The sequence below is a fragment of the Rhizobium sp. ZPR4 genome, assembly GCF_040215725.1.
In the GTDB taxonomy this organism is placed as follows: Bacteria; Pseudomonadota; Alphaproteobacteria; order Rhizobiales; family Rhizobiaceae; genus Rhizobium; species Rhizobium rhizogenes_D.
Map to the genome: position 1 here is coordinate 995,856 of NZ_CP157967.1, position 22,124 is coordinate 1,017,979.

21 protein-coding genes are annotated in these 22,124 nt (G+C 58.4%); 10 read left to right on the forward strand and 11 right to left on the reverse strand.

Annotation, left to right across the window (positions count from 1 at the left end):
* Positions 1–8: 8 nt before the first annotated feature.
* The 6 genes from ABOK31_RS04845 (at position 9) to ABOK31_RS04870 (ending at position 6,462) form a co-directional block, all read left to right on the forward strand.
* A complete protein-coding gene (locus ABOK31_RS04845; RefSeq protein WP_174174326.1) occupies positions 9–1,682 on the forward strand; it encodes a ribonuclease J in 1,674 nt (557 codons plus the stop codon).
* A gap of 24 nt (positions 1,683–1,706) precedes the next feature.
* Positions 1,707–2,111, forward strand: coding sequence for a methylmalonyl-CoA epimerase (mce, locus tag ABOK31_RS04850; RefSeq protein ID WP_174174328.1), 405 nt, complete (start codon positions 1,707–1,709; stop codon positions 2,109–2,111).
* A 98-nt stretch (positions 2,112–2,209) separates the two neighbouring features.
* Positions 2,210–2,485 (forward strand): DUF1467 family protein, encoded by a 276-nt coding sequence (locus tag ABOK31_RS04855; RefSeq protein ID WP_349957939.1) that lies wholly within the window; start codon positions 2,210–2,212, stop codon positions 2,483–2,485.
* Positions 2,486–3,103: 618 nt separating this feature from the next.
* Positions 3,104–4,426: a proline--tRNA ligase gene (proS, locus tag ABOK31_RS04860; protein ID WP_174174332.1), complete on the forward strand. Its 1,323-nt coding sequence runs from the start codon at positions 3,104–3,106 to the stop codon at positions 4,424–4,426.
* Positions 4,427–4,453: 27 nt separating this feature from the next.
* A complete protein-coding gene (locus ABOK31_RS04865) occupies positions 4,454–5,764 on the forward strand; it encodes a lipoprotein-releasing ABC transporter permease subunit (protein WP_174174333.1) in 1,311 nt (436 codons plus the stop codon).
* Between the two features lie 14 nt (positions 5,765–5,778).
* On the forward strand, positions 5,779–6,462 hold the full coding sequence (locus ABOK31_RS04870) for an ABC transporter ATP-binding protein (protein WP_174174335.1): 684 nt from the start codon (positions 5,779–5,781) through the stop codon (positions 6,460–6,462).
* Between the two features lie 111 nt (positions 6,463–6,573).
* Here the strand turns inward: ABOK31_RS04870 and ABOK31_RS04875 are convergent, their stop codons facing one another.
* Both ABOK31_RS04875 and ABOK31_RS04880 read right to left on the reverse strand, forming a co-directional pair.
* The gene (locus ABOK31_RS04875) at positions 6,574–7,041 is read right to left on the reverse strand and encodes a DUF5680 domain-containing protein (RefSeq protein ID WP_174174337.1); all 468 of its coding nucleotides are present in this window, start codon (positions 7,039–7,041) and stop codon (positions 6,574–6,576) included.
* 79 nt (positions 7,042–7,120) lie between these two features.
* Entirely contained in the window at positions 7,121–7,714 is a 594-nt protein-coding gene (locus ABOK31_RS04880) for a hypothetical protein (RefSeq protein ID WP_349957942.1), read from the reverse strand.
* A 356-nt stretch (positions 7,715–8,070) separates the two neighbouring features.
* Here ABOK31_RS04880 and dnaE point away from each other — a divergent pair, with 356 nt between their 5' ends.
* The gene (dnaE, locus tag ABOK31_RS04885) at positions 8,071–11,559 is read left to right on the forward strand and encodes a DNA polymerase III subunit alpha (RefSeq protein ID WP_174175003.1); all 3,489 of its coding nucleotides are present in this window, start codon (positions 8,071–8,073) and stop codon (positions 11,557–11,559) included.
* Here dnaE and ABOK31_RS04890 read toward each other — a convergent pair.
* From ABOK31_RS04890 to ABOK31_RS04900, 3 genes are all read right to left on the reverse strand, one after another.
* Positions 11,556–12,827 carry a L,D-transpeptidase family protein gene (locus ABOK31_RS04890; protein ID WP_349957944.1) on the reverse strand — a complete coding sequence of 424 codons (1,272 nt, stop codon included), beginning with the start codon at positions 12,825–12,827 and terminating at the stop codon, positions 11,556–11,558. The genes dnaE and ABOK31_RS04890 overlap by 4 nt on opposite strands.
* A 194-nt stretch (positions 12,828–13,021) precedes the next feature.
* Positions 13,022–14,062 (reverse strand): GH25 family lysozyme, encoded by a 1,041-nt coding sequence (locus tag ABOK31_RS04895; RefSeq protein ID WP_349957946.1) that lies wholly within the window; start codon positions 14,060–14,062, stop codon positions 13,022–13,024.
* A 190-nt stretch (positions 14,063–14,252) separates the two neighbouring features.
* Positions 14,253–15,542, reverse strand: a complete 1,290-nt coding sequence (locus ABOK31_RS04900; protein ID WP_349958859.1) for a DNA polymerase IV — start codon at positions 15,540–15,542, stop codon at positions 14,253–14,255.
* A gap of 83 nt (positions 15,543–15,625) precedes the next feature.
* Here ABOK31_RS04900 and ABOK31_RS04905 point away from each other — a divergent pair, with 83 nt between their 5' ends.
* The gene (locus tag ABOK31_RS04905) at positions 15,626–16,204 is read left to right on the forward strand and encodes a GNAT family N-acetyltransferase (protein ID WP_349957947.1); all 579 of its coding nucleotides are present in this window, start codon (positions 15,626–15,628) and stop codon (positions 16,202–16,204) included.
* A 17-nt stretch (positions 16,205–16,221) separates the two neighbouring features.
* Here ABOK31_RS04905 and ABOK31_RS04910 read toward each other — a convergent pair whose 3' ends face one another.
* Both ABOK31_RS04910 and ABOK31_RS04915 read right to left on the reverse strand, forming a co-directional pair.
* Complete coding sequence (locus ABOK31_RS04910) at positions 16,222–16,869, reverse strand: hypothetical protein (RefSeq protein ID WP_174174347.1); 648 nt, start codon at positions 16,867–16,869, stop codon at positions 16,222–16,224.
* Between the two features lie 2 nt (positions 16,870–16,871).
* Complete coding sequence (locus tag ABOK31_RS04915; RefSeq protein ID WP_349957948.1) at positions 16,872–17,180, reverse strand: DUF3572 domain-containing protein; 309 nt, start codon at positions 17,178–17,180, stop codon at positions 16,872–16,874.
* A gap of 131 nt (positions 17,181–17,311) precedes the next feature.
* Here ABOK31_RS04915 and ABOK31_RS04920 point away from each other — a divergent pair, with 131 nt between their 5' ends.
* Together ABOK31_RS04920 and ABOK31_RS04925 are read left to right on the forward strand one after the other, a co-directional pair.
* Positions 17,312–17,683 (forward strand): response regulator, encoded by a 372-nt coding sequence (locus tag ABOK31_RS04920; RefSeq protein WP_028754034.1) that lies wholly within the window; start codon positions 17,312–17,314, stop codon positions 17,681–17,683.
* Positions 17,684–17,699: 16 nt separating this feature from the next.
* A complete protein-coding gene (locus tag ABOK31_RS04925) occupies positions 17,700–19,073 on the forward strand; it encodes a PleD family two-component system response regulator (RefSeq protein WP_174174350.1) in 1,374 nt (457 codons plus the stop codon).
* 823 nt (positions 19,074–19,896) lie between these two features.
* On the opposite strand, the gene rpmG is transcribed toward ABOK31_RS04925, so the two are convergent.
* The 4 genes from rpmG to ABOK31_RS04945 all read right to left on the reverse strand — a co-directional run bounded on the left by rpmG (position 19,897) and on the right by ABOK31_RS04945 (position 22,107).
* Positions 19,897–20,064, reverse strand: coding sequence for a 50S ribosomal protein L33 (rpmG, locus tag ABOK31_RS04930; protein WP_003587245.1), 168 nt, complete (start codon positions 20,062–20,064; stop codon positions 19,897–19,899).
* A gap of 96 nt (positions 20,065–20,160) precedes the next feature.
* Positions 20,161–21,345 carry an MFS transporter gene (locus ABOK31_RS04935; protein WP_349957951.1) on the reverse strand — a complete coding sequence of 395 codons (1,185 nt, stop codon included), beginning with the start codon at positions 21,343–21,345 and terminating at the stop codon, positions 20,161–20,163.
* Entirely contained in the window at positions 21,338–21,655 is a 318-nt protein-coding gene (locus ABOK31_RS04940) for a hypothetical protein (protein WP_349957953.1), read from the reverse strand. Before ABOK31_RS04940 ends, ABOK31_RS04935 begins: the two co-directional genes overlap by 8 nt.
* Complete coding sequence (locus ABOK31_RS04945) at positions 21,652–22,107, reverse strand: DUF983 domain-containing protein (RefSeq protein WP_349957954.1); 456 nt, start codon at positions 22,105–22,107, stop codon at positions 21,652–21,654. The genes ABOK31_RS04940 and ABOK31_RS04945 overlap by 4 nt, the downstream gene beginning before the upstream one ends.
* Between the last annotated feature and the right edge of the window lie 17 nt (positions 22,108–22,124).

A 22,124-nucleotide genomic window follows, 5' to 3' on the forward strand; every position in this document is an offset into this window, starting at 1 on the left:
GGGACCACATGGCGAAACAAGACGAACTGGTGTTTCTGCCCCTCGGCGGCGTCGGCGAAATCGGCATGAATCTCGCGCTCTACGGCTATGGTCCGGCGGAGCAGCGCCAGTGGATCATGGTCGATTGCGGCGTTACTTTCCCGGGCCCGGATCTGCCTGGAGTCGATCTCGTATTGCCGGATATCCGTTTCCTCGCCAAGGAACGCAAGAACCTCAAGGGCATCATCATCACCCATGCCCACGAGGACCATTACGGCGCGCTGAACGATCTCTGGCCGGGGCTCAATGTTCCGATCTACGCCTCCGCCTTCACTGCCGGCCTTCTCGAAGCCAAGCGCGATTACGAGAAGTCGATGGGCGAGATCCCGGTGACGCTGTTCAAGGCCGGCGACCGCATCAATGTCGGCCCGTTCGAGATCGAAGGCGTTGCCGTCAACCATTCGATCCCCGAGCCGATGTCGCTGATGATCCGCACGCCGCTCGGCAATGTCGTTCACACGGGTGACTGGAAGATCGATCACGAGCCGTCGCTCGGTCCGCTGACCGACGAGACCCGGTTCCGTCAGCTTGGCGAAGAGGGCGTGCTGGCGCTGATGTGCGATTCCACCAATGCGCTGCGCGATGGTGTTTCGCCCTCGGAGAAGGACGTTTCCGAAAGCCTGCGCAAGATCATCGAGGATGCCGAGGGCAGGGTGGCGATCACCACCTTCTCGTCGAATGTCGGCCGTATCCGCACCGTCGCCGAGGCCGCCGAGGCCGCCGGTCGCGAAGTGCTGCTGCTCGGCAGTTCGCTGAAGCGCGTGGTCGATGTCGCCCGCGATATCGGTCTCATGGAAGGCATCAAGCCTTTCATCGCCGAAGACGAATATGGCTATATCCCGCGCGACAAGGTCGTGGTGATCCTGACCGGCAGCCAGGGCGAGCCGCGCGCTGCCCTCGCCAAGCTCGCCCGGGATGAGATGCGCAATGTCGCATTGGCATCAGGCGATATCGTCGTCTTTTCCTCGCGCGCCATTCCCGGCAATGAGAAGGCTATCCAGGACATCAAGAACGGCCTGATCGAGCAGGGTGTGCATGTGGTGACGGACGCCGAAGCGCTCGTCCACGTCTCCGGGCATCCCCGGCGCAACGAGCTGCAGAAGATGTATGAATGGACGCGCCCGAAAGTCGTCGTACCCGTGCATGGCGAGGCGACGCATCTGACTGCGCATAAGGAACTGGCCGAACAGAGCGGCATTGCCACCGTGCCGCGTGTGCGCAATGGCGATGTTCTGCGCCTGGCACCGGGTCCGGTCGAGGTGATCGGCGAAGCGCCGCATGGCCGCATTTTCAAGGACGGTATCCTGATCGGCGATTTCGACGAGATGGGCATCGGCGAGCGCAAGAAGCTCTCCTATGTCGGCCATGTCGCCGTCAACGTCGTGCTCGATGCCCGTTACGACATCGTCGGCGATCCTGATCTCGTGCCCATCGGCCTGCCGGCATATGATGACGAAGGCGAGGAGATGGAAGACACTCTCTTCGACGCCATTGTCAGCGCCATCGAGAGTATTCCCCGCGCTCGCCGCAAGGATCTCAACATGCTGCAGGAGGCCGTTCGCCGTGCAGTGCGTGCCGCTGCCAACCAGGGCTGGGGCAAGAAGCCGCTCGTGACGGTATTCGTGACACGCACTGGCGGCTGAGGTCGCCTCGGGGAGGAGAGAGCCATGTTGGGACGCATCAATCACATCGCGATCGCCGTTCCCGATATCGCGGCAGCTTCCAGAGCCTATCGCGAAACGCTCGGCGCAACTGTATCTGCGCCGCAGTCATTGCCGGAGCACGGCGTCACCGTGGTTTTCGTCGAGCTGCCGAACAGCAAGGTCGAGCTGCTCGAGCCCCTCGGCGAAATCTCGCCTATCGCTGCCTTCCTCGCCAAGAACCCGGATGGGGGTATGCACCATATCTGCTACGAGGTTGCGGATATCCTTGCGGCGCGCGACCAGCTGGTCGCAAAAGGAGCGCGCGTGCTAGGCAATGGCGAGCCGAAAATCGGCGCGCATGGCAAGCCTGTGCTCTTCCTGCACCCCAAGGATTTCTTCGGCACGCTCATCGAACTTGAGCAAGTGTGACACTAAAGCGCTGATCGGTGCTTTGAAAGACGACTGCTTTGCCCCTATAAGCAGCTTGGAAGAGGAAGAGGCGACAAACTCGTCTCGAAGGGAGTATAATGGCACAGCAGATTGCCGCCGGTTTCGCCGTCTATTTCGTCATCTGGTGGATCACGCTTTTCGCCGTCCTGCCTTTCGGCCTGCGAACCCAGGCCGAGGATGAACATGTGATCCTCGGCACAGTCGAAAGCGCGCCGACGAAATTTCGTGCATGGCGGGTTGTGCTGGTCACGACACTTGTATCGGCGTTCATCTATGGCGCCTGGTATGTCGCCTCGCGCTACTTCGGCCTGAGTATAGATTCCATCCCGCGGATCGTTCCAAGCTACAAGTGATCTACGAAAATTGTAGATGAAAGGCGCCTGGAATACGGGCGCCTCGCGATCGCCATCAATTCGTCACACGCCTGTCATGAGGGTGGCGCAAAGAATTTGCAGGTCATGTATATTATTTCAGCTGAAGAGCGAACCAAAGGTTCCGGGCAAGTCATGGCACATTGAGGCGCTGAGAAAGCAAAAAAAAACAAGGCTATAAGCCTTGTTTTAAAGTATCGCGTGATCCTTATCCGTTACCGGGGCAGCGAACGAGCGCGCCTAAGATCTGATCCTCCCAAGACTTGACCGCGAAACGGCAAGAATTTAGCCTTCTTGCCTCTTTTGTGAGCTAAAATTAGCTCAAACATTGAGCTTTGTCATCCTTTTTTTTGCTTTTTTGCTACAGCCGCGCAGAATTTTTCTGTTGACGAATTTCCGTCGTAAATCCTTATAAACGTGCGCTTTTTCGAAACATCGAAAATAGGCTCTATCCCCTGTATTCTCGGGCTTTTGTCAAATTCTTCTGTTGAAGAATGCGGGTTTCCTTCCTGCGCCGAAGCAGTTATGAACTGCCTCCAGTACATAATTTGCTAACGATTCCACCCTCAGCGGAACGTCAAACAATCTGGAACAAGCGTCATGCGTCTGTCTCGTTACTTCATGCCCATCCTGAAGGAAAATCCCAAGGAGGCTGAAATTGTTTCCCATAGGCTCATGCTGCGCACCGGCATGATCCGTCAGCAGTCGCAAGGCATCTATTCCTGGCTGCCATTGGGCAAACGCGTGCTGGACAAGGTCAACAAGATCATCCGCGAGGAACAGAACCGTTCCGGCGCCATCGAGCTGTCGATGCCGACACTGCAGTCGGCCGAGCTTTGGCAGGAAAGCGGCCGCTATGACGCCTACGGCAAGGAGATGCTGCGCATCAAGGATCGGCAGGATCGGCCCATGCTGTATGGTCCGACCAATGAGGAGATGGTCACCGACATCTTCCGGTCATACATCAAGTCCTACAAGGACTTGCCGCTGAACCTCTATCACATCCAGCTGAAGTTCCGTGACGAAATCCGTCCGCGTTTCGGCACGATGCGCTCGCGCGAATTCATGATGAAGGATGCCTATTCCTTCGATCTAACGCAGGAAGGCGCCGTACAATCTTATAACAAGATGTTCGCCGCTTACTTGCGCACCTTCAATCGCCTCGGCCTGAGAGCAATCCCGATGCGGGCCGACACTGGCCCGATCGGCGGCAATCTCAGCCACGAATTCATCATTCTTGCCGATACCGGCGAGTCGGAGGTCTTCTGCCACAAGGATTTCGTCAATTTCGACATTCCTGGTGAAGACACGAATTTCGATGATGTCGCCGGCTTGAAGAGCATCTTCGACAAGTGGACCTCGGTCTACGCCGCGACCTCGGAAATGCACGACGAAGCCGCCTTCAACGCCATTCCGGAAGGCGATCGCCTGTCGGCGCGCGGCATCGAGGTCGGTCATATCTTCTATTTCGGCACGAAATATTCCGAGCCTATGGGTGCCAAGGTGCAGGGTCCGGACGGCAAGGAACATGCTGTCCACATGGGATCTTACGGTATTGGTCCGACACGCCTTGTTCCCGCCATCATCGAAGCATCGCATGATGAGAACGGAATCATCTGGCCGGCTTCGGTCGCGCCGTTTGATGTCGTGGTGATCAACATGAAGGCCGGCGACCAAGCCTGTGACGAGGCTTGCGAAACGGTCTATGCCGCATTGTCGAAGGCCGGCAAGGACGTGCTGTACGACGATCGCGACGAGCGCGCCGGAACGAAATTCGCAACGGCCGATCTGATCGGTGTGCCTGTGCAGATCATCGTCGGCCCGCGTTCGATTGCGAGCGGCGAAGTGGAAGTGAAGGACCGCAAGACCGGCGCTCGCGAGACGATGACGGTCGAGGCAGCGATCAATCGGCTGGCAGGCTGATTGACGATACTAAAGGATGGAAGGCGAATGGCGGTGAGCGCGGCAGTGGAACAGCAGGAAAATTCGTTCAAGGCCGGCCCATCGTCTCGCCCGTTTTCCGGTTTCGAGCGGCTTGTGGCCTGGCGCTACCTTCGCTCCCGGCGCAAGGAAGCCTCGATTTCGGTCATTGCCGGCTTCTCTCTGGTCGGCATCATGCTCGGCGTTGCGGCGCTGATCATCGTCATGGCCGTGATGAACGGTTTCCGTGCCGAGCTCTTCAAGCAGATTCTCGGTTTCAATGGTCATGTCGTTGTTCAGCCGATCGATTCGCCGTTGAACGATTATGCCGATCTGGCGAAGAAATTTTCCGCAGTTCCTGGCGTTACGATGGCCTTGCCGCTCGTCGAGGGCGAAACGCTTGCCTCCGGCCGCGGCGGCTCCGGCACCGGCGCACTGGTGCGCGGCATCCGCTCGGAGGATTTGACCAAGCTCAAATCGGTCTCCGATCACATCGTTTCCGGAGACATGGTTGGTTTCGCTTCGGGACAGGGTGTCCTGGTTGGCAGCCGGCTGGCGCGGCAATTGGGTCTGACGGTTGGCGATCAGATCACGCTCACGGCGCCGGATGGCGACGTCACGCCCTTTGGTGTCAATCCGCGCGTCAAAGCCTATACGATCTCCGGCATCTTCGAAGTCGGCATGTCGGAATATGATTCCTCCGTCGTCTTCATGCCGCTCGAGGAGGCACAGGTCTTCTTCAATGCCGAGGGCATCGTCGAGAAGATCGAGCTCTTCATCACCAATCCCGATGACGTCGACGATCTCAGACCGAAGATCGAGGAGGCGGCCGGGCGGCAGATTTTCCTGACGGACTGGCGGCAGGTCAATGCCACCTTCTTCTCGGCCCTGCAGGTCGAGCGCAATACGATGTTCATGATCCTGACGCTGATTGTCCTCGTCGCTGCGTTGAACATCATTTCGGGCCTCATCATGCTGGTGAAGGATAAGGGCAGCGATATCGCCATCCTGCGCACCATGGGTGCGACCTCGGGCGCGATCATGCGCATCTTCTTCATGACGGGGGCGGCGATCGGCGTCGTCGGCACGCTTGCGGGCGTCGTACTCGGTGTCCTGGTCTGCTTGAACATCGAGTCCATCCGCCAGTTCTTCTCCTGGATTTCGGGCACAGTGATCTTCAATCCGGAAGTCTATTTCCTCAGCAAATTGCCGGCCCAGATGAATCTCGGTGAGACCATCTCCGTCATTGTGATGGCGCTCACTCTGTCCTTCTTTGCCACCATCTTTCCGGCCTGGCGTGCCTCGCGGCTCGATCCGGTGCAGGCGCTGCGCTACGAATAAGGATACCGCATTTGATGAAACGCAACGTCGTTCTCCAGCTCTCTGGCGTGGAGCGTCATTACGGGCAGGGAGAGACGCGCCTGTCGATCCTGAAGGGTGCTGATTTCACCTTGCGCAGCGGCGAGATGGTGGCGCTGGTCGCTCCATCAGGCACGGGAAAATCGACACTCCTGCATGTCGCCGGCCTGCTTGAGCATCCGGATGGCGGCGAGGTGCTCGTCAACGGCCAGGCCTGCGAAGCCTTGTCGGATGACAAGCGCACGGCTGTCCGCCGCAGCGAGATCGGCTTCGTCTACCAGTTTCACCACCTGCTGCCGGAGTTCTCGGCTCTCGAGAACATCATGATGCCGCAGCTCATTTCCGGTCTTTCGCGCAAGGATGCCAGCGCGCGTGCCGCCCAGCTTCTCGATTACATGCGTATCGGTCACCGCGCCGATCATCGCCCGGCCGAGCTCTCTGGTGGCGAGCAGCAGCGCGTGGCGATCGCTCGCGCCGTCGCCAATGCGCCGCTGGTGCTGCTGGCGGACGAACCAACCGGCAACCTCGATCCGGACACGGCTCATTACGTCTTCGATGCACTGGAAGCGCTGGTGCGCCAATCGGGCCTTGCGGCCCTGATTGCCACGCACAATCATGAGCTTGCCGCCCGCATGGATCGTCGCGTCACGCTGAGCGATGGCAAGGTGGTTGAAGTCTGATCGCTCGTTAAAGCACGTCGCGCAAAAATGCGTAGCGGTTTTACGACAACCACATGTGCAAAATCAAAGACCTAAAGCACAGGAAGCGAATCTGAAATATCGCGACGTGCTTTAGGGAACGATCAGGCCGCCGCGATAATCCAGCTCATAGGCCTTGCGCCCGTTCACCATGATGGCCTCATGGCCGATGAAATGGCTGCAGGTTCCCGTGCTTTGGTCGATATAGCGGCCGAACGCGTGTTCGAACTCGAAGCCTCCGAGAAAGCGTTTTTCATCCAGATAAAGGCGCAGCAGCGCCGCCTTGATGACCATGCCGGCACGCCTCCCGTCGATGAGATCGGGCTCGACGATATGGCCGAAATAATTCATGGCCCAGACCGGCTCGTCATCCTGCCAGACAAGCTCCTGTCCGGCGAAATCCGTGCCGCCAAAATAGCTGTCGAGATAACGCCAGCGGCCGCTCGTAAAGCCGATGTCATGCGAACCGCTGCGGCAGGATGGCAATCTCTCCCCGTCGCCGACATAGGTCTCGGCTTTGGCGACGACAATAAAATCGTTCAGCTCGGCAAGATCCGGCATGACCCTCTCCAATGTTGGTGAGCGCAAACGATGCCACTGATCGAATATTTTGTAAAGAACAAAAAGAGAACAAAGTCACTTATTGGCTGTTGCCACAAGCCTTCTGCCCGATGTCGTCCTGCCAGTCCTGAATTGTGACGGTCTTGGCATCGGCCTTCAGTGTCTTGCCATCCTTCGTCACCTTGCCGGTCAGCACATTGTAATCGCAGCTATGGCTGTTGTCCGGTTCGAGCGTATCACGGGAGTCGTAGGTGTAGCCGGCAACCACGAAGCTGTTGTTGCGATAGGCGAGCGTCAACGTCTGGTGCCAGCGATCGCGCCCGATGGCATCATTTTGCGAGGTGATCGCGATTGAGCCGTTCGGCAGCGCGGCGATCGATGGCTCCTGGCCGTAAATGCCATCCGGCGCGGCTCTGCCCCATATCTTATCCGGCGCGTTTACGGCGAGTTGCAGCAAAGAATGTTCACGGTCGCGCAGATAGATGTAGATCCCGATGGAAGTGTCAGCCTCATCGCCTGGAGCGGGTGCCACCAGAAGGGCAAGGTCCGCATTGCCGTCCTTGTTCCAGTCGCCGATCACGGCATCGACGATGCGGTTTGGTGCGATGACGTCCTCGGCACGGACGGCGGTTGTAAGCGACAGAAGAATGAGAACGCAGCCAAGTGATTTCATCGTGATCTCCCTATTCGCCTTTGCATAGCCTCGGGTTGCCCCGGCGTCTATCGGAGAGCTGAAAAACCGCCTGATGAAATTTATTGATGCTTCTATTGACTCTCGAACAAAAATAGAACAAAAAAGAAACATAACGAGTAAGGAGCGCGTAAATGACCGACATTATTCGAGACGTTGCAGCATTCACTTCCATCGTCATGTTCGTTGCCAGCTTTTCCCTGATCATGATGGCGATGTAAGTTTTATCCCCCATATGCACATGCTGCTCCCGTATTTGATGGGAGCAACTTATGGACTTTCTGATCCGCAATGCCGAAAATGCCGCCGATTCATCTGAGCATGCGGAAGGGTTTGATATGGCGGATATGGGTGGCGCAGTTGTTCCGGTCGGCGAGATGCCGGAATTCGTACACCTTAGGGTTCATTCCGCCTATTCTCTGCTAGAGGGCGCATTGCCGCTCAAGAAGATCTTGGCCAAGGCTGCCGGCGACAGCCAGCCTGCCATCGCGATTACCGATACCAACAATCTTTTCGTCGCTCTGGAGTTCTCGCAAAAGGCGATGGACGAAGGGCTGCAGCCGATCATCGGCTGCCAGGTATCGATCGATATGGAAGATGGCGGCGAGGGCGAAAAGCGCGGGCCGCAACAGGCTTTGGCAAAGCTGCCGTCCATCGTCCTTCTTGCTGCGACGGAAGAGGGCTATGAACGCCTCGTCGATCTCGTCAGCCGTGCCTATCTCGGCGGCGAAGGCAATCATGCCGTTCACGTCGCTGCATCTTGGCTGGAAGAGATCGGCACGGAAGGCCTGATCGCGCTCACCGGTTCGTTGACCGGCCCGGTCGATATGGCCCTGAAGGAAGGGCATGCCGCACAGGCGCTCTCCCGGCTGCTGGCACTGAAACGACAGTTCGGCAACAGGCTTTATGTCGAATTGCAGCGTCATGGCACTTATGATCGTCGCCACGAACAGAAGATGATCGCGATGGCTTACGAGCATGAGATTCCGCTCGTTGCGACCAACGAAGCTTTTTTCCCCACGCGCGATGATTATGATGCGCACGACGCACTGATGGCGGTGGCCCACAACGCCATCGTCTCGGACGATACGCGCTTCCGCCTGACCCCGGATCACTATCTGAAAAGCCGCGCCGATATGGCCAAGCTCTTCGCCAATTTGCCAGAGGCGCTGGAAAACACCGTCGAGATCGCCCGTCGTTGCTCCTTCATCCTGAAGACGCGCAAGCCGATCCTGCCGCGCTTCACCGGGGCTACCGATGATGCGGAGGAGGCCGAACGTGCCGAATCGGCGGAGTTGCGGGCCCAGGCCGTCGAAGGGCTCGACCAGCGTCTCTCCTCGCTCGGCATGGCGCCGGGTTATGAGGAAAAGGACTATCGCGAGCGGCTGGAATTCGAACTCAGCGTCATCGAGCGTATGAAGTTCCCCGGCTACTTCCTGATCGTTGCCGACTTCATCAAGTGGGCCAAGCGCCACGACATCCCTGTCGGCCCCGGCCGCGGTTCCGGCGCGGGCTCGCTGGTCGCCTATGCGCTGACCATCACCGACGTCGATCCGCTGCGCTTCTCGCTGCTGTTCGAGCGCTTCCTTAATCCGGAACGCGTCTCGATGCCGGACTTCGATATCGACTTCTGCCAGGACCGGCGCGAAGAGGTGATCCGCTATGTGCAGGCCAAATATGGCCGCGAGCAGGTGGCGCAGATCATCACCTTCGGATCGCTGCAGGCGCGCGCCGCCTTGCGCGACGTCGGCCGCGTGCTGGAAATGCCCTATGGCCAGGTCGACAAGATCTGCAAGCTGGTGCCGAACAATCCCGCCAATCCCACGCCGCTTAGCAAGGCGATCGAGGAGGAGCCGCGCCTGCAGGAGGAGGCGGACAAGGAGCCGGTCGTCGCCCGCCTTCTCGACATCGCCCAGAAGATCGAAGGCCTTTATCGCCACGCCTCGACACACGCCGCCGGTATCGTCATCGGCGACCGTCCGCTGTCGAAGCTCGTGCCGATGTACCGCGATCCGCGCTCGGACATGCCGGTCACTCAGTTCAACATGAAATGGGTGGAGCAGGCCGGTCTCGTCAAGTTCGACTTCCTTGGTCTGAAGACGTTGACGGTTCTGAAGACGGCCGTCGATTTCGTCGCCAAGCGCGGCGTCTCGATTGATTTGGCCAGCATCCCGCTCGATGACAAAAAGAGCTACGACATGCTCTCGCGCGGTGAGACGGTCGGCGTGTTCCAGGTGGAAAGTGCGGGCATGCGCAAGGCGCTGATCGGCATGCGCCCGGACTGCATCGAGGACATCATCGCGCTAGTGGCGCTCTATCGTCCTGGCCCGATGGAGAATATTCCGGTCTATAACGCCCGCAAGCACGGCGAGGAAGAGATCGAATCGATCCATCCGAAGATCGATTACCTGCTGAAAGAAACCCAGGGCGTTATCGTCTACCAGGAGCAGGTGATGCAGGTCGCCCAGGTGCTCTCGGGCTATTCGCTCGGTGAGGCCGATCTTCTGCGCCGCGCCATGGGTAAGAAGATCAAGGCCGAGATGGACCAGCAGCGCGAGCGCTTCGTCGATGGTGCCATCAAAAACGAGGTTTCGAAGGGGCAGGCTGACGTCATCTTCGATCTGCTGGCGAAATTCGCCAATTACGGTTTCAACAAATCGCACGCGGCTGCCTACGCCATCGTCTCCTACCAGACCGCCTATATGAAGGCCCACTATCCGGTGGAGTTCCTGGCAGCGTCGATGACGCTCGATATGTCCAACACCGAAAAGGTCAACGACTTCCGTCAGGATGCCAAGCGCCTGGGCATCGAGGTCATTGCGCCTTCGGTGCAGACTTCGTTCCGCCATTTTGAAACCGGCGACAACCGCATCTATTACGCGCTGGCGGCCATCAAGGGCGTTGGTGAATCCGCCGTCGATCATATCGTCGAAGTGCGCGGCGACCAGCCCTTTGCCGGCATCGAGGATTTCTGCCTGCGCATCGATCCCAAGCAGATCAATCGCCGCGTTCTGGAAAGCCTGATCTGCGCCGGCGCTTTCGATTGCTTCGAAATCGACCGCGCCCAGCTGATCGCCGGCCTCGACCGCATCATGGGCTATGCCCAGGTGGCGCAGGAAAACAAGCGCAGCGGCCAGCACGACATGTTCGGAAGCGCTGCCTCAGGCCCGGAAAAGATCGTGTTCCCATCCTACACGCCCTGGCTTGCCTCGGAACGGCTGCTGCGCGAATTCCAGGTGCTCGGCTTTTATCTGACGGCGCATCCGCTCGACACCTACAAGAGCGTTCTCGACAAGATGCGCGTGCAGCCCTTCGCGGATTTCTCCGCTGCGGTGAAGCAGGGCGCGAGCAACGGCCGCCTTGCCGGCACTGTCATCTCGAAGCAGGAGCGCAAGACGCGCACCGGCAACAAGATGGGCATCTTCGTTTTCTCCGATGCTTCCGGTCAGTTCGAAGCCGTGCTCTTCTCGGAAACATTGAACCAGTATCGCGACGTTCTCGAAGTCGGCAAATCCTTCGTCATCACGGCCCAAGCGGATGAGCGCCCGGAAGGCATCAGCCTGCGCCTGCAGACGGCGCAATCGCTGGAGGAAAAGTCGCTGCAGATGCAGAAGGCGCTGCGCGTCTATGTCCGCGATTCCGGGCCGCTGAAGGCGGTTGCCGCGCATCTGAATGCCAAGGGCGACGGCCTCGTCTCCTTCATCGTCATCAAGGAGGAAGGGATGCGCGAGGTCGAGGTGGCCTTGCCGGAGAAATATCGCATCACGCCGGAAATCGCTGCCGCATTGCGTACGGCGCCGGGTGTCATCGACGTCGAATTGGTTTAGCCCTTCTTACCCAACGCGCCGTTATTGGTGATGGTGATGAAATCGGTTTCGTTGCCGGTTTCAGGACCAACGCCGGTGTCGGAAATCGTCAGCGACGAGCCGGCCGTCAGGATATCCTCGATGCGGTGGCGGACATCGTCGGGAATGGTGATGCGGCTGAGCGCCTGCCCGGCGGCATCGAGCGATTGTGATTGCTCCTCGCTGGTGATGCCATAGCGCTTCTTCGTCTGCTTGCTCAGATCTTCTTCGAGCGTCATGCCGAACCAGTCGGCCTTGCCGCTGATACGGTCGATCGCGTTGGCGGTGAAGAAATGCACGCCGAGCGCTTCCTGCGGTTCTGCGATGATGGCCGGACCTTCGAAGAGCGGCTTGAAGTTCTGGCGGACCATGATGGCACCGTTCGGCGGCTCGCCCTTGCCGGCGGCAGCATAGGCGGCCTTCATCAGCGCAGGGCTGACGAGGCCGCCTGTAGTCTTGATATCATGCGCCTTCTTGAAGTCTTCGATCGCCTGCACCGTCGCCGGCCCGAGCATGCCGTCAGGCGTTCCGGTGATGAAGCCCATGCCATTCAGGATGCCCTGAAGGTCGCGCACGTTTTCGCGCAAGCCGCGCCGGGTGATGAGAATGCTGAGCGGAGCGGGATCGGCAGGGCGCGCAACGATCTCCTGAACCTTCGGTATCTGGATCGAGGTAACATCGTTTGTCGCAACCTGCAGGGGTTGCCCTTGCTGCAGAAAGCTCGCGGTCATCGGCCGCAGTTCAATGCCGGAAAACAATGCCGGCGGCGGAGCAGCCAGCGGCTGGAACAGCATCGCGTTTTCGAAGGGCTGCGGCACCAGCGGCTGATTGGCGATGACCACATGTACGCCGCGCTCGGTCATCTGGTAGAGCATCTTGGCGAAGGCTTTTGGCATACGCACGCAGCCATGGGATGCCGGATAATTCGGAACCGAGTTCGATTCGTGCAGTGCGATGCCTGACCATGTTAGCCTTTGCATGAAGGGCATGGGCGCAGCCGAATAGAGATTGGACTCGTGATAAACCTTCTTTTCCAGAATGGAGAAGATGCCGCTCGGCGTCGTATGGCCGCGTTTGCCGGTCGAAACCTTCGAGGTCGCGATCACCTGGTCGCCGTCATAGACCGCAAGCGACTGCCTGTCTTTCGACACTACGATCTGCAGGGTGCGGGCATCCGGCGCAGCAAAGACGGGATGAGAAAGGGCGGTGGCCGACAATAGCGCGAGCCCAAGCAACAAAAATGGCTTCATAGACACAACCAAAACGCAATACTCGTTGCGGCCAAGGTTAGACTTCGAAGTTTAAGGAAGACTTGCTGAAAGGTGGTGCTTTGCTGGGCGCACGAAAGCGCGAGCCTGCTTCACTGCAGCCAAATGCGGCATCGCCGAAGCGGAGTGGTCAAACTCTGCTTCGGCGATGCCTGAAATCTTGGACTTTCGAAGGATCAGTGGACGCTGGAGGCCACCCAATTGTGCCAGTCCTGCTCGCTGCCGTGGAAGGCGTTGAGGTCGATCCTGCCCTCGACGCCGTGCGATACGCCAGAGCCGGAATATTGCCAGAACAGCCATTTGCGGCCGGGATAGACCTTGGACGGATGTTGAGCCACAGCGCGCAGCCAGAAGGGATAGTTGAGCAGCTCGCCACTCAGATTGTCGCGATAGAAATCCGGCGCGGTGTAGACGATCGGACGCTGACCGTAATGCTTTTCCAGCTTGTCCATGAACACCTGCATCTTGGCGAGAACCTGCTCACGCGAGGGGCGCCGTTTGCAGCTCGACTCGCCGTTCCATTCCACGTCGATAACAGGCGGAAGAGCGCCGGCCTCCTTCGGGACGTTGCGGATGAACCAGTCGGCCTGCTCTCCGGCAGTCCGGCACCAATAGAAGAAATGATAGGCGCCATGCTTCAGGCCGGCCTGCTGAGCGGCCCGCCAGTTCTTCTTGAACATGGGATCGAGATGATCGCCGCCATCCGTCGCCTTGATATAGACGAAGTTCGCACCCTGGGTGCGCAGCGTATCCCAGTCGATCTCGCCCTGCCAGCGCGAGACGTCGACGCCATGGACCGCGAGCTTGCGGGGCGAGGTGGACGTACCGAAGTTGATCGGCTTCGCATCGCGGAAACGATGGCTGTAGATCTGCATCGGCTGCTGTCGCAGAGCGCGGGGCATCGGGTTCGATGGCGAGAGCATGGCGAGCGGCCGTTGCAGCGGCACGGGCGTATCGTCGTTACTCTGGTCGGAAGGCATGATCCCCTCCGGCCGCAGATTCGTCGGCATGGCGACTGCGAGCGCCTGTTGCCGCTCGACGCGCGAAACCGTCTCGCCGATTTCGACGGACGGCGTCGGTCTGCTGGTCTTTGCGATGGAGCCCGTCAATTCCTTGGAGGGCGGGGCGGCTTGCGCGGCTTCGCGCTCACCTCGGGCGGCGCAGCCTGAAATCGTCAGGCAGGCAAGAAAAATGGTCGATACAGCCGATAGACGCATAGGAACCCGTACGCAAAACACAATCGACGGCGGATCCGCGCCGTTCGGAAGTTACAGAATCCAAGTCCTAATGGAAATTTACCAAAAAAGTTTGAATCCGAGCTTTCTCGCGCTAAAGAATCGCGCGCGTAGCGCAATTATTTGCGGCACAGTCAAAAATCACCATTTGGTGACTTGTGCTAAAGAATTGTTATTTATGGCGTTTGTCGCCAAACGTGTAGCCGGTCTCGACAGTCTTGTTGCCGAATTTTTCTCGGAGCTTGTCCATGGCTGCTTCCGCAGCGGCCCGTCGCGTGGCCTGCACATCGATAAGATCGGGCGGGTCCGCACGCCCGGCGTCGCCGAGATCGGTAACACCGATGCCGATGAGGCGGAACTTCGTGCCGTCAGTCTCATGCTCGAGCATGCGCAATCCTGTACGGAAAATCCGGTCCGCAAGCTGTGTCGGATCCTCCAGGCGGCGATTGCGCGTTCGGGTCTTGAAATCTGATGTTTTCAGCTTCAGCACCACGGTCTGGCCGGCGATGTCGCTGCGTTTCAGGCGGCGCGAAACTTTCTCCGAGAGGTCGCGCAGGATCGGCACGAGATCGTCATGGCGGGAGATATCGTCGAAGAAGGTGGTTTCGGAAGACACGCTCTTTGCCGCTTCGTTGGGATGCACGGTTCGGTCGTCGATACCGCGCGAGAGGCGGAAAAGCCGCTGCCCGATGACGCCGTAGCGACGCATGAGATCGCCTTCCTCCATGGCCTGCAATTGGCCGATGGTACGGATGCCGTCGCTTTCAAGCGCTGCGGCAAAGGCCTTGCCGACCCCCCATATGGTCGTGACCGGCCGGGGCTCCAGGAAGGAGAGAGCCTCTTCGCGGCCGATGACGGAGAAGCCGCGCGGCTTCTGCAGGTCGGAGGCCACCTTGGCAAGGAACTTGCAATAGGAAAGCCCGACCGAGATTGTGATGCCGATTTCCCGCTCCACCCGTTTGGCAAATTTCGCCAGGATGCGGGCCGGCGGATCGTGATGGAGCCGCTGTGTGCCGTCGAGCTCGAGAAAGGCTTCGTCGATCGAAAGTGGCTGAACCAGCGGCGTCAGCTCCTGCATCATGCCCCGAACCTCGCGGCCGACGCGGACGTATTTTTCCATGTTTGGACGAATGACGATGGCTTGCGGGCAAGCTTCCAGCGCCTTGAACATCGGCATGGCGGAACGCACCCCGTGGATGCGGGCGATATAGCAGGCGGTGGAGACGACGCCGCGCTTGCCGCCGCCGACGATGACAGGCTTGTCGGCGAGCTCCGGATTGTCACGCTTCTCGATCGACGCATAGAAGGCATCGCAATCAATATGCGCCAGCGTCAGCGCGTAAAGCTCCCGATGGTAGACGAGGCGAGGGCTGCCGCAGTTCCGACAGCGCGTGCGCGTGGCCGATTGCTCGCTCAAGCAATCGCGACAGAAGCCGGAAATCTTGTCGGGCGCATGGGTCATCGAGCGAGAACAAAAATTGAACATCGCTACTTTATGTTTTAAACTTGCGAGTCTCAAGCCCGGAAACTGTTGGGGAGGCGGGAGTGCAGAATTTAAGCGTACAGCCGTTGACGCCGGATCGCTGGGACGATTTCCAGACGTTATTCGGACCAAGCGGCGCCTGCTATGGCTGCTGGTGCACCTATTTCCGCGTCCCGACATCGCAGCGCAAGACGATGGATGCGATGGCAAAGAAGCAGTTGATCGAGGAACGCATCGCGGTAGGGCCGCCGCCCGGGCTTCTAGGCTATATCGACGGGCAGCCGATTGCCTGGGTGCAGGTCGGTCCGCGTAGCGAGCTGCCGCAATGGAACTCGCCGAAAACAGTGTCACGCCCGCTCGATCCCGCCGATGCGGAGGACAGCTCGGTCTGGGCAGTGAGCTGTTTCTTCATGAATTCGAAGGATCGCGGCAAGGGACACAGTCATCGCATGTTGTCGGAGGCCGTGAATTTCGCCCGCGCGTCCGGCGCGCGCCTGCTGGAAGGCTGTCCGATCGAGCGTACGAAGCAATCGAAGTCCGTCGGCCTCTATGTCGGCTCGCAGCGCATATTCGAGGCAGCCGGATTTTCGGAAGTTGCGAAGCGCAAGGACGGCAGGCCTCTGATGCGCCTCGTCCTTTGAGGGTATGGCCAGTGGTGTCAGCGCGCGATATGGGCCTGAATCAGCGGCGCTGCCTGGCTCCATTCGTTGGCTTCCGGAATACCCGCGGCTGCGACCGGCGCCATGCGGTGAACGATGGAATCCGGTTTCAGATTGATGAGGAGGCATTCCGGAACATGCTCGCTGACCGAATGCAGATTGTGAGCCATGTCGTCGACGAAGGCTACGGGCGTTGCGCGCTGCCGATGCAGCGAGCGCACGATCGGCCCCTTCGGCTGCAGCGACGCGAGCAGCGGATAGGCAAGTTCGAGCCTGTCGAGAAGCCGTCGTCGCTGTTCCCAGAATTGCGGCGGCATGGCTGTCAGGAAAACGATGTCGGCATCTTTCGAGAATTCGCCGAGCGTATCGACGACGCGATCAAGCGGCGTTTGCCACTGTTCCTGCGCCTCGAAGAATGCCTCGATCAGCCGGTGCACATCCTTTTCTTCCAGCGCGGAGCCATTGGCCTTGGAGACGATGTTGCCCGTCAGCCGGAAGGAGCGCGGCAGGAATTCATGGCCTTCGGCGTCGATGAAGGTCAGGAAGGGCGCAAAGAAGTGCAAGACGACGTCGTCGACATCACAAACAATCAGCGGCCGCTCCTGCAGCCGGATATGCGATACGTCGAATTCGAGCGGGGCATCCATGATCAGTATTCTCCAGAGGCGAGGCCGGGCGGCGAAAAATGCGCCGACGCGGCGGCGACGGCCTCCGGCGGAATGCCGCTCGCCTCGCAAAAGGCCAGCAATGTCGGTTCGTGGTTCATGAGGAAGTCGAGCATGCCGGCAAGAAAGGCGGGCTCGTTGATGGCGTTGCGCACCTGTGCCGGCTCTACACCGGTCAGCGCCAAGAAGCGGCCGAACATATCCGGTTCATTGGCCAGCCAGCCGAGTACGGCAATCGCAGTCTCTTGCGGGTCGGCCGCGCTCTTCTTCGGGTTCTTGAAGTTACTTTGCATTTTGAAGGGTGAGTTACCTATTTTTCAACCAAATGCCGGTAGTTTGCGATTCAAGTATTTCTGGAATCGGTTCCTCGCGACCCTATATTTCGAGAGAATGGATGCAATACCGGATGCAGGGACAGCTTTCCATGCCTAAGCAGGTAATGATTGTAGAAGACAATGAGCTGAATATGAAGCTCTTTCGCGATCTGATCGAGGCTTCCGGCTATACGACGATCCAGACCCGCAACGGCATGGAAGCGCTCGATCTTGCGCGCAAGCATCGCCCCGACCTGATCCTCATGGATATCCAGCTGCCGGAAGTTTCTGGCCTGGAGGTTACCAAATGGCTGAAGGAGGACGACGATCTGCACGTCATCCCGGTGATCGCGGTCACGGCCTTCGCCATGAAGGGTGACGAGGAGCGCATTCGTCAGGGCGGTTGCGAGGCCTATGTCTCGAAGCCGATTTCGGTGCCGAAATTCATTGAGACCATTAAGACCTATCTGGGCGACGCCTGATGATGGGGAAGAACTGATGACCGCACGCATTCTGGTAGTCGACGATATTCCGGCCAATGTGAAGCTTCTGGAAGCACGGCTGCTTGCCGAATATTTCGAAGTGCTGACCGCTGAAGACGGTTTGAAGGCGCTCGCCATTTGCGCGAGCACGCAAGTCGATCTCATCCTTCTCGATATTATGATGCCCGGCATGGATGGTTTTGAGGTGTGCGAACGCCTGAAATCTGATCCTCGCACCACGCATATTCCTGTCGTCATGGTCACGGCGCTCGATCAGCCCGCCGACCGTGTGCGCGGTCTGAAGGCCGGTGCCGACGATTTCCTGACCAAGCCGGTCAATGACCTGCAGCTGATTTCACGCGTCAAGAGCCTGCTTCGCCTGAAGACCTTGAGCGACGAGCTGCATATGCGCAACGAGACCGCGCGCAATTTCGGTATCGACGATCTGATGCGGGCCGGCGACGGCCGCGCCGAGGAAGCTGGCCAAGTGCTGCTGGTCGATGGCCGCGCCAATTCGCAGGAGCGTATCATCCGCACGCTCAAGCCGATTGCTCAGGTCGTCGCGATGTCCGATCCGCAGGCAGCCTTGTTTGAGGCAGCTGAACGGCCGTTCGAACTCGTCATCGTCAACTCGAATTTCGACGACTACGACCCGCTGCGGCTCTGCTCGCAGCTTCGTTCGCTGGAGCGTACGCGTTTTCTACCCGTGCTGCTGGTGACGGAGCAGGGAGCAGACGACATGATCGTCCGCGCGCTGGATCTCGGCGTCAACGATTATATCGTCCGGCCGATCGATCCGAACGAACTCGTCGCTCGCTGCCTCACGCAGATACGCCGCAAACGCTATAATGATCGCCTGCGCGCCAGCGTGCAGCAGACGATTGAACTTGCTGTCACCGATGCGCTCACTGGTTTGCACAACAGGCGCTACCTCGACAATCATCTCAAGGTGCTTTTCGACCGCTCCTTGGCGCGAGGCCGGCCGCTCTCGATTCTGATTACGGACATAGATCGCTTCAAGACCGTCAACGATACCCATGGCCACGATGCCGGCGATGAAGTTCTCAAGGAATTTGCCGCAAGGATCCGGTCCACGGTGCGCGGTGCCGATCTCGCATGCCGCTATGGAGGCGAGGAGTTCGTTGTGGTCATGCCGGATACGCCTGCCGATACGGCTGCCGCAGTCGCAGAACGGCTACGCGCTGCGGTAGAAAATATGCCAGTGAAATTGCGCGAAAACGGTGTTGCGCTTAACATCACGGCATCCTTCGGGATTTCGTGCCGTTTGGAGACAATCGAGACGCCGGAGCAATTGATGAAGCAGGCGGACCTTGCGCTTTACGAGGCCAAAAGAGCAGGACGCAACAGGGTTGTCGCTTCAGCGGCCTAGGGATGAATGGTCGAGAAGTGCGGTTACCCATGAATATTGAGGGTATTTTTCGGGTTTTGAACAACAATTCAAATTTTTTTGTTCTTTAACCTGCAGGCATAGCCACATAGCTCTATTTTAAAGAAACGCCGCATACTTATACTTTTGAATTTGGTATATGCCTTCGCTTTTTTGGTGCCTTTGAAATATTCTTGTTGTGTTGGTATATAGTTTTGTTTTGTTGGCGGCTTGTCGATGAGATGTCCGTTGGAAGGTGATGGATTAACTAAGTGTAATTTGTATATTCAAATACCCTTGAATATCTGTATTCGATCTTTTCTACCAAAGGAGGCGTTATCTCTTTATTCTTGATGGTTTCTTGAATTTATTTCACTAAGACTATCGGACATTCCTTTCCACCAAAGTCATGAATTTTAACCATCCGAGCAGACAAGTATTTTTTATCATTAAGAATTTGTTGATTTTCTTTCGATTTCGCGCGAATTTAGTCTCGTACATGGACAACCCGCAAGGGTTTCGAGATACCCCATGATGCTCAGGTCCGCCGCATCTCCTGGGTCGTGGGGTCGGTCGGCTGGCAGGCAGAAAGTAACGGTTCCTCGTGCCGTTTTGCAGGCTAGCCGGCCCCCAATTTAAAACGCCGCTCTTCGTTCATCGAAGGCGGCGTTTTTCTTTTTTGTCGACACGGCGGGCCGTTGCTCCTCGACCCAGGTATTTCCAAACTGATGTCGCAAAATCGGACGCAGATCGAGACGATACCGACAAAACAAAAAAGGCGCTAACCCATGGGTCGCGCCTTTTTGTAACCTGAAGTTTAGGAAACTTACTTGATCTTCGTTTCCTTGAACTCGACGTGCTTCTTAGCGATCGGGTCGTACTTCGTCTTCGTCATCTTGTCCGTCATCGTACGGCTGTTCTTCGTCGTGACGTAGAAGAAACCGGTGTCGGCCGTCGACAGCAGCTTGATCTTGATGGTGGTAGCCTTAGCCATGGTCGTTCTGCCTTTAATAAAAATGAACGCCGTGGACGGCCAGTGCGGAGGTCCACGGCGAATTCTGGCGCGAAAATACAAATCGCGCCCGAAAAGTCAACCTCTGTTGCCCATGAAAAGCAGCCGTATCCCCGAAAGGAAGACATAAAGGCCGAAGAAAAAGGCAACGGCCCAGGCAAAGCCGCTCGGATTGACCAAATCCATGGCTGTGCCGATCGTCGGCGGCCCGAGAACCATGCCCACGGCATAACAGAAGACGAAGGCTGCGTTCGCGGCCACCAGATCGACGCCGGTCAGCCGCGTGCCCAGATGGCTGAGCCCGACCGTATACATGCCGGAAACGCAGCCGCCCCAGAAGAGCAGGATGATCGCGAGAATGATCCAGTTCGATGACAGCGATGGCAGCAGCAGCGCTCCGACAAGCCCGATAGTGGCCATGATCGACAGCAGCGGCCGCTTGTCCCGCATGCGGTCTGCAAGCAGGCCGAGCGGAATCTGGAAGACGAAATTGCCGACACCCATGACGGTCAGCAGTAGCGCGGCCTGTGATTCGTTGAAGCCGAGACGTGTCGCATAGCTGGTGAAGAGCGATCCGCCGCCGACGGTCACCGCACCGAACACGAAGACCGCGGCTGTCGCTGTCGGCACGAGGAAGATGTAGCGCACGAAATGCAGTTCCGGCTTCTCGTCGACGATCGGGCTCTCGTTGCGGGCGATGAAGATCGGAATGGCGGCCGCCAGGATGATACAGGCGCCTATGATGAAAGGCATCAGGCCTTCGCTGCCGACGACGGAAAAGAGTAGGGGGCCGGCCGCAAATCCCAGCGAGAAGACGGTGGAATAGAGGCCGAGCACGAAGCCACGCTTGGAAGGCGGCGAAGCGGCGTTGATCCAGAATTCCGACAGGATGAACAGCGTCGTCGTCGCCCCATGAAAGACGATGCGTAGCGGAAACCACAGCAACAGATTGTCCGCATAGTAGAAGCCGAGCGAGCTCAGTGCCGAAAGGAAGACGGCCCAGATCATCGTCTGTACGACGCCAAAGCGGTGCGCGAGCTTGGTCGTGATGACTGCGGCCAGCATCGAGGCGATGCCCATCATTGCAGTATTGAGCCCGATCAGGCTCGAAGGAATGCCGCGCTTTTCGAGAATGATGCTCAGGAGCGGCAGGCCAAGTCCGATGGCGATGCCGACAGCGGAGACGGAGGCGATGGCTGCGACGAGCGAGGGCCAGTGAATTTCTTCGACATGGCCAGCCTTGTCGTTCGTCGGTTCAAGCATAAACAAATCCCTGGGGCATGAGGCGGGCGAATCGATCCGAATGCGGAACACAGGAAGGCACGGCTCGGCCAAATTCAGGTGACGGGTCGGCTTTCATGTGATCGATCACACCCTCCGGAATAGTCCCTATGACGCGCGGCATGTTCAGACAAGAAATGCTGCCCATGTCAAGCGGTTGCCGGTGAAGCAATTCGCCTGAAACACGAATAAGCAGCAAAACCTCTGCAGTTTTCGATATAGAAGCGCAATGCTCGGAAACAATCTCTGCCGTCGATAGAGATCGGCGACATGAAGCGGACAGCATGGTCACGGCTGGCCGTTTCCTTGATCCCATTCCTCCGGGCTGTCGTCGTGACCGCCGAAGCCATGCATGCGGAGCGCCCATTGCAGGCCGATGACACCGCCTTTGATCGGCTGGATGATGGCAAGCGCTGCGATGACGGTAATGGGCGCCCATATGGCGAGATGTGCCCAGATCGGCAATTTGAAGGTCATGTCCGTCAGCATGTAACCGCCGACGATGAGATGGCCGAGAACGAGGATCACCAGATAGGGCGGCAGGTCGTCGGCGCGTTGATGGGAGATATCTTCGCCGCAGACCGCACAACGGTCGACAGGCTTCAGGAAGGCGCGGAAGAGCTTGCCGGTACCACAGCGCGGACAGCGGTTCAGCATGCCGCGGGAAATCGATCGTCCGAGCGGACGTTCGCTCTCGTCTGACCCACCGAAGTGGGTAGGGGAGTCGGATGGGCTGCCCGTCATGAATACGCTTCCTCCGT